Raw genomic sequence first — 14,004 nt, forward strand, 5'->3', positions numbered from 1 at the left:
CCAGGCATAGCCAACTCTGAATGCCCGGTTAGCCCTTACACAACCATAAGAAAGAGGCGTTTCCCATGTTCAACACCCTCACCCGCATGAGCGTGAGCCTGGTACAGAAGTACCTGCCCTCACCCTTCGTGTTCTCTGCGCTCCTGACGTTGGGAGTTCTACTGGCTGGTATCCTCTCCACCGGCCAATCGTTGCCGGCCATGGTGCAGCACTGGAGCGGCGGATTCTGGACACTGCTCGGTTTCGCCATGCAGATGTCACTGATCTTCGTCACCGGCCATGCACTGGCCAGCGCACCAATCATCAACCGCCAACTCGACCGCCTGGCCGGTATGGCCCGCACCCCCGGTCAGGCAATCATCATGGTCACCCTGGTGGCGCTGGTCGGCTGCTGGGTCAACTGGGGTTTTGGCCTGGTGATCGGCGCGGTGTTCGCCCGCGCCCTGGCGCGCAAGGTCGATGGCGTCGACTATCCGCTGCTGGTGGCGTCGGCCTACTCGGGCTTCCTGGTATGGCACGGCGGCCTGGCCGGCTCGGTGCCGCTCTCCCTGGCCACCGGCGGCCCGGATCTGGCGCGCATCACTGCAGGCGTACTGACCGACCCGGTAAGCATCACCGAAACCCTGTTCAGCACCCTCAACCTGACCATTGTCGCATTGTTGGTGATCGGCCTGCCGCTGCTCAACCGCGCCATGCACCCGCGTCAGGGCGCCAAGGTTGCCGACCCAGCCAAACTGGTAGAGTCGCAAGCGGAACTGCCGGCCCGTGAAACCCCGGCGCAGCGCCTGGATGACAGCCGCATCCTCGGCCTGGCACTGGTGGCCATGGCTGGTATCTACCTGTTCAACCACTTCGCCACCAAGGGTTTCGTGCTTGGCCTGGACGTGGTCATCGCCATCTTCCTGTTCAGCGGCCTGCTGATGCACGGCACCCCGGAGCGCTATATGCGCGCGGTGGACGAGAGCGTGCGCGGCATCGGCGGCATCGTCCTGCTGTTCCCCTTCTACGCGGGGATAATGGGCATGATGATGGGCGCCAACGCCGATGGCATCTCCCTCGGCCGGCAGATCACCGAGGCGTTCATTTCCTGGTCCTCGGCCGACACCTTCCCGCTGCTGGCCTTCCTCAGTGCTGGCGTGGTCAACGTGTTCGTCCCGTCCGGTGGCGGCCAATGGGCCGTGCAAGGCCCGATCATGCTGCCAGCCGCCCAGGCTCTGGGTGTTTCGCCGACCGTTACCGCCATGGCCATTGCCTGGGGCGACGCCTGGACCAACATGATCCAGCCGTTCTGGGCGCTGCCGCTGCTCGGCATCGTCGGCCTCGGCGCCCGCGACATCATGGGCTACTGCCTGATCATGCTGCTGTACTCGGGCGTGGTGATCTGCGGCGCGTTCTACTTCCTCGGCTGACCAGGCAGCTAGGCCTTGCAGGGTGGGCTGGGCGGCGATCCGCTTCGGCCCACCAGCGGCGGCCCACAGAGCTCGCCTCCTGACAGAGCGGGCACCGCCCCATGCGGCCATCGCCCGCTCAATCCCCCATCAGCCCCTGCGCCTTGGCCATGGCCACGGCCTGGGTGCGTCTTTGCACACCGAGCTTGACGTTGATCCGCCGCGCATGGGTCTTGACCGTGTGCAGCGAGATGAACAGACAATCAGCAATTTCCTGATTGGAATAACCCTGCGCAATCAACTGCAGCACTGCCAGCTCACGCGAGCTGAGCAGCGCGGTACCGGCACTGGCGGGCTCATCCAACCTCGGAGCCGGCTCGAACAGCCGCTGATGCAGGCTCTGCCCGGCCTCCCCCGGTAGTAGGCGTTCGAGCCATTGCGCCTGACGCTGCTGCAACTCCTGCAAAGGCCGTAGCAGGCGCAGTTGCCGTGCCTCGCCGATGGCTTGTTGCAACAGGTCATCGGCCTGTTCCACCTGGCCCTGTACCAGCAGCGCTTCAGCCAGACTGCCCCGGCATTCACAGGCCAGGCTGCGATGTCCGGCGAGCTGGCTTTCATCCAGCAACAGACGCAACGCATGCTCGGCAGCCGCATGATGGCCGAGCAGCAGGTCACTGATAGCCAGGCAGTGGCGCAAGCGCGGCAGCAGATCGTAGAACTCGGAAGGCGCCAGTTGCTGGCGCTGCTGCAACTGCTGCAGCGTCTGGGCGAACAACTCACGCGCACGCCCCGTCTGCCCCTGGCGCAGCAGCAGACGCCCCGCCTGCAGTTGCAACACGCAGCGGTAACGTACCTCCGGCACATGCGACCATTGCATCACCCGCTCGGCCTTCTGCAACCACTGGTGCGCCTCGTCGAGATCGCCACGGCTCTCGGCCAGTTCCAGCATCCCCAGGTAGCCGGAAATGATGTAGGCATCCTCGCAGTGCTCGGCTTCCTGCAGCCCCTGGCGATAGGCCTGCTGCGCCGCTTCGTCGAGGCCCTGGCGCGCCAGCAGACTGGCCCGCACCAGCAGTAGACGGGCAACCACCGGGCTATGACTGAAGCCTTCACGCAGCAGCGCCAGGGACTGTTCGGCCAGCTCGGCTGCACGCCCGGCCTCGCCACGCATTTGCAGCAGCAGGCAGTGATCGGTATTGATCAGGGCTTCGAAAATCAAACTGCCATGCAGTCGTGCCAGGCGCAGGCCCTGGTCCAGCGCCTGCTTGGCCTGATCCAGGGCGTGCTCGGCCATATGCTGCTGGGCCAGCGCCTGATAACAGAGCACACGCTGCGACCAGCTGCCCTCGTCCAGCATCTGCAGCGCTTCCTGGCAGTGCAAGCGGGCATCGCGCCGCCCGCACTGACGCGCCAGCACGCCCGTCAGTGCCTGCCAATGAGCGATCAACTTGCGCTGGCGCCGCGTATCGGGTTGCGGCATGAAATGCGCCAGCCCCTTGATGCAGGCACTGGCCTCGTCGAATCGGGCGCAGATGATCAGCGCCCAGGCCTGCAGCACGATCAGACGCGGCGAACTGGCGAACAACCAGTCCGGCAGTTCCTCGCGCCATTGCAGCAGTTGCGCTACCGAATGGCCCTGCAGCAACTGCTCCTGATCGAAGCGCTGCAGATAGTTGACCGCGACTTCGACCTGACCCGCCTGCAAGGCATGCTCGACCGCCTCACGGATGTCGCCATGCTGAGCGAACCACTGGCAGGCCCGCACATGGATCGGAGCCGGCGCCGGTGCCCCCGGCAAGCGCCGCAGTACTTCGGCCAGCGGTCGCCACATCCGGAACCAGGTGCCGCTGCTGTCGAGACTGCGCACGAACAGCTGACGCCGCTGCAGCTCACTCAACAGCTCGGTAGCACGCCCCTCCAGCAGGTGCTCACAGAGCGACAGGGAGAAACGCGGCAGCAAGGCCAGTGCATGCAGATCGCTGCGCAGCTCTTCGTCCAGATCGGCCAGTACCTCACGCTGCACGTAATCGCGCAGCACCGGACAGCCAGCCTGCAAACGCTGACGCAGCGCGTCCTCGTCAGCATCAAGCAGCAGCAGACGAATCGCCGCCAGCCAGCCCTCGCTGTGTGCCAGCAACGTCTGCCGAAGATCATCGGCCAGCTCGATCCGCAGCGCGGTGAGAAGCTCGCTCAGCGCCGACTCATCCAGCGCCAGCTCTTCGCCCTTGAGCTCCAGCAGATCACCCTGAAGCAGCAGACGTGGCAGGTTCCAGGCCGGCGTTCGACGGCTGGCGACCCACCAGGTGACCTGAGCCGGCGCCGCGGCGAACAAGCGGTCAAGACAGGCATCGAGCGCCTCGTCGGCCTGCCGCGGGTAGTCATCGATAAAGACCCACAAGCGCCCCGCGCGCTCGTGCAGCCGCTCGATCAAACCTGCTTCGTTGGCATCATCGTTCGACAGTTGCAAGACAACCGCCAGTCGCTTGCACAACTGCGCTGGCGTCAGGCTGCGTCCCGCGAGATCGAGCCAGACCCGCTCGACGGCAGCAGGCGTGTGCCGCGCGCACTGGCCGAGCAGCACGCTCTTGCCGGTTCCGGCAGGCGCGCACAGCAGGCGCAGACGCGACTCGCTGGCAAGCAGACGCTGCAGCAGGACGGGACGGGAAACGACGCACGGTGGCAGCCGTGGTAGATCGGCTGGTTGCACCTGCAGCGCACTCGGACGGGCGATGGCGAGGGTCGGCATGGCAGCGGTTCTCTCTGCTTGTCATTGTTGAACCACCAGGCGATGGTACCCCGCTCACCACTCACGACCACCCCTTGACGCTTATGGCGTGAGATTCACGTGAGAGAAGCAGGCAGAAAAAAGCCGGTGGCACGCAGGGCGCCACCGGCTTGTTCAGACTGCTGCCGGGTCAGCGCACGCCGGCGTTACGCAGCGCGGCGGGGGTGAAGTCCTTGGCTGAAGCCTGGGTGCCGTACTGCACCGCGGTGCGCTCCTCGTTGGCCATGCCGATGGCGATGTAGCGGCCAGCGATCACGTCGTAGAGGGCTTCCAGCGCGTACACCGGCACCTGTTTGTCGTACTGCTGGAACAACAGCGCCTCACCCACACGCCAGAGCTGACCACGGCCGTCGTAATGCTCGGACAGAGCGATCTGCCAGGAGTCCTCGTCGACGAAGAAGCGCCGCTTGGCGTAGATGTTGCGCTCACCGCTCTTCAGCGTGGCTTCCACCTCCCAGACCCGGTGCAGCTCGTAGCGCGCCAGATCCTGGTTGATATGGCCAGCCTTGAGGATGTCGCTGTACTTCACCTGCGGTGAGGCCAGCCGGAAGTTGTTGTAGGGAATGAACGCCTCGCGCTTGCCCACCAGCTTCCAGTCGTAACGATCCGGCGCACCGCTGAACATGTCGAAGTTGTCGGTGGTACGCAGGCCATCGGCGGCGGTACCCGGACCGTCGTACGCCACCTGCGGCGCACGGCGCACACGGCGTTGGCCGGCGTTGTAGATCCACGCCATGCGCGGTTCACGCACCTGGTCGAGCGAGTCGTGCACCAGCAGCACGTTGCCGGCCAGACGCGACGGCGCAGTGACCCGCTGCTTGAACAGCAGCAGGGTGTTCTCCGCCTTCGCCGGGTCGATATCCGGAACGTTGTCGGGGAAGGCGACCTCGTCCTCGAAGTTCACCAGGGTGTAGGCACCATTGGTCTGCGGCGACGCCTGGACGATGCTGCGCTTGAGGTTGCCACCGCGATAACGGGTGATGTGGTTCCACACCACCTCCAGGCCGTTCTGCGGGATCGGGAAGGCGTAGTAGCGGCTGTCATTGAAATTGGTCAGGCCGTTGCCCCCCTCCACCAGCCCGGTATTCAGCGCGCTGCGTCTAGCAGCCTCGTAGATCCGCTCCGGCACAGCCGAGCTGCGATGGGTCGGGTAGACCGGCATGCGGTAGCTTTCCGGATAGCGCTTGAACATCGCCAACTGGCCGGGTGTGAGCTGGTCGCGGTACTGCTCCAGGTTTTGCGCGGTGATGGTGAACAGCGGCTGCTCGCCGGCATAGGGGTCACTCAGAAAGCCGCGGGCGTCGACCTGCCCGGCATCAATGGCCAGGCCGCCGGTCCAGGCCGGGATGGTGCCGGCATTGTTGCCGGCCATCTCCGCACCCAGCGGGGTCAGGCTGTTACCGAGCTTGGCTGCTTCCTGCTCGCTGACCGCCGCCAGCACGCTACCGGTCAGCAGGCTCAGGGACAGCGCGCCGAGCATCTTCAGGGTTGTATTCATCTGCATTCCTCAACTGATCCTGATGACCTAGAAGCTCACGCCAAAGCTGAGCGCCAGGAAGTCGCGGTCGACCGCGGTGTTGTACTTGCCGCCGAAGAAGTCGGTGTACGACAGGCTGGCGGTGTAGGTGTTGCGGTAGTCGGCATCGATGCCGAAGCTCACCGCCTTGGCACCCTCGTTGAACAGGCCGTTGGGACCGTAGCCGTCCACGTCATGCGACCAGGACACGTTCGGCTTGAGGTTCACCCCGGCGAACACGTTGCTGTACTCCCAGATACCGCGAACGCGGTAACCCCAGGAGGTGCTGGTGACGAAGCCATGGGTGTCGCCGCGGAAGCCGTAGGCACCGAACAGCGAATCACGGCCGTAGCGCAGGTCTTCGCGACTTTCCAGCCCACCGACATGGGCCATGCCGATCTCGCCCACCAGGGTGAAGCGCCCGGCGCCCATGACCTGATCGAAGAAGTGGGTGAAGGTGGTTTGCACCTGGGTCACTTCCTTGCGCCGGTAGCCGACGTTGTCCTGACCCGGCCCAGCGGTGACCGGCGCGGTGCCCGGCGCGATAGGGTTGAGCAAGCTCAGGGTCATGTCGGTGGTATTGATCTGCAGCGGCAGGTTCGGTCGGTAGCTGATCTCGCCGCTCCACGCGGTGCCGGTCGGTAGCGTGGTGGAGAAGCTCGCGCCGTAGAGGCGGATATCCTCGGGGTAGTCGAGGAAGTAACGACCATTACCGAGCATCACGCTCTGCGCCAGACCAGCGCCACTGCCCGGCACGATGCCGTTGGCGGTGCCGATGATCCCCGGCAGCGCATTCAGAGTCGCCTGCCCGGCGTTCTGCGTGCTGACGATGGGCGTACGGCTGTGGTAGTTCATGAAGTACAGGCCGTACTCGGTCTCGTCGCCCAGCCAACGCAGGGCCAGGCCCCACTGACCGCTGTCACGCGCATCGCGATCACCGGCACGCGGCAGGATCACCCCTTCGCTGTCGACCCGAAAACCCTGACCGAACGCGGCAGCCACCGGCTGCAGCGGCGCGATGGCCGGCGAGCCGATGTGATAGCCGCTGTCGCAGCCGTCTGCGGCCACATCGGCGGTGGAGAAGAAGGTGCCGCAGTTGTCGATGATGGTCTGGTCCCACTCCAGCTGGTAGAAGGCCTCCATGCTCAGGCGGTCGCTGAGGCTCTGCGATACGTAGAGCATGTTCACCGGAATCAGGCCTTCCTTGATTTCCGCGCCGGGACGGCGGAAGGCGGCGACATCGATGGGGTTGATCGAGTTGATGCTGTTGCCGATGAAGGTGCTCTCGCCCCAGCTCACCACCTGCTTGCCGGCCCGTACCGTGCCGGGCAGATCACCGATGGCGTAGTTGTGGTAGACGAAGGCATCGAGGATTTCCGCTCCCGAGGACTTGGCGCCCTCCTTGCGGTTATGGTCGTCGATGTCCTTGAAGCGGCGGCTCTCGTCCTTCAGCTCGAAGTCGTACCAGTACTTGCCGCGCACGAAGACGCCGGTATCGCGGAACTTCAGTTCGAGGTCATGGATACCCTTGAAGATCTTCGAGAAGGTCTCGCCCTTCTTGAAATTCAAGCGGCCGTCATCGCCAGTCTGCGCCTGACCCTGGCCACCGTTGTTAGGGCCGATCAGATCGCGATCCGGACTGCGCATCGACCAACTGGCACCGACCGACAGCGAGCTGTCGAACTGCCCTTCGATCTCACCGATATTGAAATTGACGGCCTGCGCCGGAGCGGCGAAACCGACGGCGACGGCCAAAGCCAAGGTGTGCGGCTGGAATAGTCCGGGCCCTGTTGTTCTTGTCATGCGGGTCTCCTGAAGTGGGGTGCAACTGCAGGGAACCCTACGCAGCGACCACACCTCGGATAAGCGCACCAAGGAGGTATTTCACCTGTCGCCCGAAAGGATGAATGACGCCCTGACACGGGCGCGTACGGGCCGACCTCAGCTTGCTGAATGACGGACCATCAGGCAGGTGGGGAACTATTTGCTAGCAGCATGCGCAGAGCGCTGCCGGAACTAGAACAGCCTGAACATGACCCAGCCGTTCGGGCGCCCGTTGCCTCGGCGCCCGCGACATCATGGGCCACTGCCTGATCATGCTGCTGTACTCGGGCGTGGTGATCTACGGCGCGTTTTACTTCCTCGGCTAAGCACTTTCAGGCTCGCTCAGGGTAACGAGTGGGCCTGATTACAGGCTCGCCCACTGGGCCAGAAAATCGCGCACTTTCTGCTCGATGCCGCTCTCGACGGTACGCACACGCAGAATGGGAATTCCACTCTTCGCCAGAATGCTGTTCTTCAGCGCATCCCGTTCGATCTGATCAGCTTTGTCGTGCGAGCCGCCGTCGACCTCGATCACCCCTAGCGGCCGCTTACCGACCTTGAAATAGATCACGAAATCGCAACTTGAACGGCGCATGAACTCGCGCTCACGATCGGTCAGTTGAGGATTTTCCGCGACAGCGATCCTGTTCAACGCCACCTGCTTGTGCCACTTCAGCGCCTGCAACGAGTCGCCTACAAATGCTTCACGCAGTATCTGCGCCATGATCTGTTCGGACACGTAGCGTGAGTCCTGCGCCCTCAGACGACTGCGCAGGCGTTCCAGGGATTGGTCGTATTCCTTGTAGAGCAGGTCGAACGCCGACACCACTGGCGCACGCTGGATCTCTTTATCCTCTGCGTAGTATTCGATGTAACGGACCAAGGCTGCGACAGGGCCATTGTTCCTGGCGAACACCTCGTCTCCCGTTACCAGGGTGAAACGGTGCTTGGCCCGCGAAACGGCCACGTTGACCATGCGCGAGTCATCGACGAAGCTCAGGCGGTTTTGGCTCTGGTTGTACTGTTTTTTGTCCAGCACCGTGGAGAAAACGATCTCATCGCACTCGCGCCCCTGAAACTTGTGCACGGTGTCGGTCACGAAGTCAGCGGGCAGATGTGCCTTGGAGAGCGTGGCCTGATCCCTGAACGGTGCGATTAGACCGCGCCCATCGCCATCGACCCACGCGCCGTCACCATCGCCCTCGAGCACCTTGAGCAAGGAGTCCACTTCTCTGAAGTTGATGTTCTTGCGGGCATGATTGCCCTTGGCCGTCACCACCAAACGCAAGGGCGCTTCGCCATTGTCTTCGGTCATGGGCACCAGGGCATCGGAATAGAACTGCTGGTTGCAGAACTGGATGATCCTCGGATGGCAGCGGTAGTGCTCCTTGAGCAAAGTCTTGGGCAACGCGTCCCCGAACACCTGCAAGCAGGAGTCGAGCAAGCTGTAGCGCTCGCAGTCGTAGCTCAGTACTGGCGCGCTCAGCCCCGTCGGCGCCGGGATATGCGCCAACTGCTTGGTGTCACCAACGACGATCAGGTTCTTCGCGCAACCCAGGGCGAGGATGCCCGGCACGATGTCCTGCTGTGAGGCTTCGTCGATGATGACGTAGTCAAGCACCGCCCCGGACGCAATCGAATTGACGATCGAATGGGTGCTGCTGCCGAGTATGGGAAAGCGCTTGACGAATGCATCGAAGTTCTTTTTATAGGTCTTGGCATCGAAGGTGCCGGCGTCCTGAACTTGCTGATGCAAGCGATGCTTCAGAAGACGCATCGACCCGGCTCTGAGCGCCTCCAGCAAAGAATTGAAGTTGCCACGAGCCAATGCCTCGTTGCACTTGCGTAGGTCGTTTTCCTTATTTCGCAACAGCTCATCGTAGAAGTGCGATTGCAAGGCATTGAAGAAGGTCAGGCGCGCGTCCTCATCGGCGAAAGGCCGGGTACGCAATATCCTGAACTTGAAGAGCAACTCGAGCCGATCCTTGAAGCGCAACCGCTGCCCAACCAGATAAGTCAGGTAGGCCATCAGATCCGTGGTCTTTCTCGGCGACAGATGATACTTGGCCAGGGACGCAGGAGCCTGGATACCGTTATCCTTCTGCCATTGCTCCAGATAACGCCGCTCGATATTCAGCTCATCGATTTCCGCCTTGAGCTGAGCGGCTCGGTTCTGGTCGCGCAGCAGGCCCTTGAGCTGCTCCAGCACACCCTGGATCTCCTCCATCGGCGGCGCCGGCTCGGGCTCACCCGATGGTACGGGCAATACATTGGCGAAAAAATCTTTGCGGTTTGCATCTTTGCCTAACTTGGCAACCAGATAATCCAGGCCAGACTTGCCGAGTTTCTCGTAGACGTTTTCCACGGCCGAGTTGTTGTTGGACAGCACCGCGACGGTCTGACCACGCAGCAGGATGTTGGCGAGAATATTGAGAATGGTCTGGGTCTTGCCCGTGCCCGGCGGCCCTTCCACCAAGCTGATCTGCGCACGGAAAGCCTGCTCGACAGCCTTGAGTTGGCTTTCGTTGATGCCGAAGGGGTAGATCAAACCTTCGCCCACTGACTGCACACCATTGCTAGCCGAGCAATAGGCCTGCAAGGCACTGCCCGCTAGCACAGGCAGCGCTTGCAGTTGACTCACGACGTTGGCGGCAATCTGCTTGTCGGTTGCGTTCTTCGCGGTGTTGACACGAGCCTTGGCGACCGACTGGAAGTAATCGAAGACGGGCTCGTCCTTTACGCGAGTGGGCGCAACAAATCTGACGCCATCCATGTTGTGGACATATGGCCGGGCATCCGTGGAGTAATAGACCACGGCATAGCGCTCGCCATAGATCTCGACCCGTTCGACAGGAGTGCTGACGATACTTTCCTGTTTCTCCATCAGCACATCGCACAACTTGCGCGTCGGCTCGACGCGACAGTCACTGAGAGGGCTAATGAATTTCTTTGTGGAGGGGTAGTGGCACGTCAGCTTCAAGACTTTGGTTTTGTCATCCCACCAGATTTGCCAGTCACTGATCTGCTTAGTCTTGTTCTGCTCATTAACGTAAATCGAAACCATGCATCCTTTACCCATACCCGAGAGAGATCCGCAGCCATCCTGATGGCTAGTACTGATCTCACAGCCTTCCGAAGGCAGGCATATTGCCATCATTCCGCATTATGGGGCAGACCTTGGGATACCCGAGACAGATAAAACCAGACGCCCTAGCGCCAGCGATCCAACACATTCACCGCCAGGCGATCCAACCAGCCCCACAGCCTTTGCTGCACGCGGCGCCATAAGGGGCGTTGGCGCCAGTCGTCGAGGGTGATCTCGCGGCTGGCGGTGAAGTCGGCGATAAAGCTGCTCGCCACCGCCCGGGTGAACGTGGGGTCGAGCGCTTCGACGTTGGCGTCGAGGTTGAAGCGCAGGTTCCAGTGATCGAAGTTGCACGAGCCGACGCTGACCCAGTCGTCCACCAGCGCCATCTTCAGGTGCAGGAAGCGCGGCTGGTATTCGAAGATGCGCACACCAGCTCTGAGCAACTTGGGGTAGTAGCGCTGGCCAGCAAAACGCACTGGAGGATGGTCAGTGTGGCGCCCGGCCAGCAACAGGCGCACTTCGACGCCACGGGCCGCTGCGCGGCGCAGGGCACGGCGGATTTTCCAGGTCGGCAGGAAGTACGGTGTGGCCAGCCAGACCCGCTGCTTGGCCCCGCGCAAGGCGCGTAGCAGCGACAGCAGGATGTCGCGGTGCTGCGCCGCGTCAGCATAGGCCACACGCCCCAGGCCAATCCCTGCTGGCGGGCATTCGGGCAGGCTCAGCGCGGCCGGCTGATGGCTGGGGCGCCAGGAAAAACGCGCCAGCCAGAGTTGCTCGAACAACTGCTGCCAGTCGCCCACCAGCGGCCCTTCCATTTCCACCATGACTTCGTGCCAGGGGCTGCGGGGCTCGTCTGGCAGCCAGAACTCGTCGGTAGAACCGGTGCCGCCGACGTAAGCCAGGCGTTGGTCCACCAGCAGCAGCTTGCGGTGGTCGCGGTGAAAATTGCGGATGCCACACCGCCAGCGCACCGGGTTGTACCAGCGCAGCTGCACGCCCGCGGCCGCCATCCGCTCACGCAGCGCAGCACCCAGCCCCGCCGCACCATAGGCATCGAACAGGCCGCGCACCGCCACGCCGCGCTCGGCCGCCCGGCACAGGGCATCGACCAGGCGCTCACTGCAGCGGCCGTCCTCGATCAGATAAAGCTCGATTTCCACCTGCTGCAGCGCGCCCTCGATGGCCGCCAGCATGCGTGGGAAGAACGCCGGCCCGTCCAGCAGCAATTCGAAGCGATTGCCGCCCCGCCAGGGAAAGATGCGGCCGCGCTTATGCACGCTCAACGCGCCGTGAATATCAGCACGGCGCCCACCGGCACCGATAGGCTGATGGCCGGCAGGTCGGCGACCTTGCGCAGCGCCTCGACGCCACTGGCCAGGGCGAAGTCTTCGGCGTGCAACACCAGCGGAGCCAGGGTCACCACCTGAAAGCGGCGATCATCCAGGCGAGTCACCAGTAGCTCGCTGTCCAGCTCGCGGCTGTGCTCGTTGAGGGTCAGTTGCAGCGGCAGGCGCAGTTCCAGCTGCGCGCCGGGCGCCAGGTCGGTGAGTTGTGGCAGGTTGACCTGAGCGCTGATGCGCGCCTCGGGCAGACGCGAGGTATCGAACAGCATGGCCCGCAGGCGCTCATCGCGCAGCGCGATACCGGTGCTTACAGAATCCATATCCACCCGCAGGCGCGCACGCCCATCAGCGGCGATCTGCCCGTGCAGGGTGAGGAAGCGATGCACCTCCGACTGACTGCCAGAGTGAGTGGAAATGAACGACAGCCGTGAGGACTCGTTGTCCAGGTACCAATCGGCATGAACGGGCAAGGCAGCAGCAAGCAGCAGGGCGAAAAGCGAAAGGCGCATGGGGACTCGGAAAACGGCATGACCAGGCGGCAACGATAGTCGCCAGCGCAGGCCTTGCAAAGCCCAACGCTGGCCCAGTTCTACTCGTTCGGCAGCAACTGACAGCCCTGTCGCTCACCCAGCCAGGCTGCGCTGTGAGTGCGGCCTAGGCCGCTGGCGGTCACACGCTTGGCGCTTTCGTCATCCAGCAGGCTGCTGATCGGCACGTACTGCGCGACATAGCCTTCACAGTAGGCCGCCGGGTTACCGCTGACATAACGGCAGGAGCAGTATTCCTTGGCCGTGTAGGCGCCGATGATGTCCGGAAACGCTTGCAGGTAAACGCGGTTCGGCCAGGCCCAGGCCAGCAACAGAATCAGCAGCAGTGCCAGCGCGCTGAGAATCGGGTGACGACGGATCATGGCTGCACCTCCACGGCGAAGGCCGCACGCACGCGCTTGAGCAGCTCGTTGTGCTGGAAGCTGCCATCGCGGTCATCGGCGTAACGCACCACCACCAGGCTCTCCTGCGGCATCACGTACAGGCCTTGGCCCCAATGTCCGAGCGCGGCGATGGTATCGGACGGCGCATCCGGCCAGGGCCGCGTGCTACCCGGCAGTTCAGCGTTGAGCCACCAGTGCCCGCCCGGCACCGCTTCGCCAGGCGCGAAGCCCTGTGGCTGATAGCCGGCGAAGGGCGTGGCGACGAAATCGACCCAGGCTGCCGGCAGCAACTGGCGCTCACCCCAACGGCCACCGCGCTGCATCAGCAGGCCGACACGGGCCAGGTCGCGCGCAGTCATGTAAGCGTAGGACGAGGCGATGAAGGTGCCGCTGGCATCGCGCTCCCAGGTCGCGCTGCTGATACCCAGCGGCTCGAACAATGCCGTCCAGGGATAGTCGGCGTAAGCCTGCTCGCCGACCATGCCGCGCAACGCGGCAGCCAGCAGGTTGCTGTCGCCGCTGGAATAACGAAAGCGCGTTCCCGGCGCGGCATCGGCCTCATGTGCAGCAGTGAACGCGGCCATATCGTCGCGCCCCCGGGTATAGAGCATGGCCACCACCGAGGATTTCAGCGGCGCGTACTCGTAGTCCTCCTGCCAGGCCAGGCCCGAGGCCCAGTTGAGCAGGTGACCGATCTTGATCTGCGGGTGGTCCGCCATCGGCGGGTAGTACTGCGCCACCGGTGCATCGAGCTTGAAGCGCCCCTCGCCATAGGCCACACCGAGGGTGGTGGCGAGCAGGCTCTTGGCCATCGACCAGGAGAGGTGCGGCGTCTGCGCGGTGGTCGGCTCGGCGTAGCGTTCGTAGACGATCTGCCCATCCCGGATCACCAGCAGCGCACCGGTGCGCACGCCCTTGCGTTCGACATCGTCGCGCGGGGCAAAGGCATAGGCCTCCAGCTCGGCGATGGCGGCGGACGGTTGTGCGGGTTGGCTCTGCCAGTCAGGTTGCGGCCAGCTTTCCGCCACGGCGGTGCTGGCAGCCAGGCTGAAGCCGAGCGCCAGGCTCAGTCGACGAAGCAAGGAAGTGGGCATGGGCGGCCTCAATCGGAAATCGTGGCGCACCCTAG

General features: G+C 63.5%; 9 protein-coding genes. 1 reads left to right on the plus strand and 8 read right to left on the minus strand.

Annotated elements, in window-relative coordinates:
- Positions 1–65: 65 nt before the first annotated feature.
- Positions 66–1,409: a short-chain fatty acid transporter gene (locus CDO35_RS01760; protein ID WP_099522293.1), complete on the plus strand. Its 1,344-nt coding sequence runs from the start codon at positions 66–68 to the stop codon at positions 1,407–1,409.
- A gap of 118 nt (positions 1,410–1,527) precedes the next feature.
- Here the strand turns inward: CDO35_RS01760 and CDO35_RS01765 are convergent, their stop codons facing one another.
- The 8 genes from CDO35_RS01765 to CDO35_RS01800 all read right to left on the minus strand — a co-directional run bounded on the left by CDO35_RS01765 (position 1,528) and on the right by CDO35_RS01800 (position 13,969).
- Positions 1,528–4,134 carry a LuxR C-terminal-related transcriptional regulator gene (locus CDO35_RS01765; protein ID WP_099522294.1) on the minus strand — a complete coding sequence of 869 codons (2,607 nt, stop codon included), beginning with the start codon at positions 4,132–4,134 and terminating at the stop codon, positions 1,528–1,530.
- A gap of 169 nt (positions 4,135–4,303) precedes the next feature.
- Positions 4,304–5,671: a DUF1329 domain-containing protein gene (locus CDO35_RS01770; RefSeq protein ID WP_243699035.1), complete on the minus strand. Its 1,368-nt coding sequence runs from the start codon at positions 5,669–5,671 to the stop codon at positions 4,304–4,306.
- A gap of 27 nt (positions 5,672–5,698) precedes the next feature.
- On the minus strand, positions 5,699–7,492 hold the full coding sequence (locus tag CDO35_RS01775; RefSeq protein WP_099522296.1) for a DUF1302 domain-containing protein: 1,794 nt from the start codon (positions 7,490–7,492) through the stop codon (positions 5,699–5,701).
- A 385-nt stretch (positions 7,493–7,877) separates the two neighbouring features.
- Positions 7,878–10,577, minus strand: coding sequence for an AAA domain-containing protein (locus tag CDO35_RS01780; protein ID WP_099522297.1), 2,700 nt, complete (start codon positions 10,575–10,577; stop codon positions 7,878–7,880).
- A 146-nt stretch (positions 10,578–10,723) separates the two neighbouring features.
- On the minus strand, positions 10,724–11,878 hold the full coding sequence (locus CDO35_RS01785; protein WP_243699036.1) for a phospholipase D-like domain-containing protein: 1,155 nt from the start codon (positions 11,876–11,878) through the stop codon (positions 10,724–10,726).
- A 2-nt stretch (positions 11,879–11,880) separates the two neighbouring features.
- Positions 11,881–12,453 carry a YceI family protein gene (locus tag CDO35_RS01790; protein WP_099522299.1) on the minus strand — a complete coding sequence of 191 codons (573 nt, stop codon included), beginning with the start codon at positions 12,451–12,453 and terminating at the stop codon, positions 11,881–11,883.
- 80 nt (positions 12,454–12,533) lie between these two features.
- Positions 12,534–12,854, minus strand: a complete 321-nt coding sequence (locus CDO35_RS01795) for an amidase (protein WP_099522300.1) — start codon at positions 12,852–12,854, stop codon at positions 12,534–12,536.
- Positions 12,851–13,969 carry a serine hydrolase domain-containing protein gene (locus CDO35_RS01800; protein ID WP_099522301.1) on the minus strand — a complete coding sequence of 373 codons (1,119 nt, stop codon included), beginning with the start codon at positions 13,967–13,969 and terminating at the stop codon, positions 12,851–12,853. Before CDO35_RS01800 ends, CDO35_RS01795 begins: the two co-directional genes overlap by 4 nt.
- Between the last annotated feature and the right edge of the window lie 35 nt (positions 13,970–14,004).

Origin of the sequence: Pseudomonas sediminis (assembly GCF_002741105.1) — a bacterium.
Lineage (GTDB): Bacteria > Pseudomonadota > Gammaproteobacteria > Pseudomonadales > Pseudomonadaceae > Aquipseudomonas > Aquipseudomonas sediminis.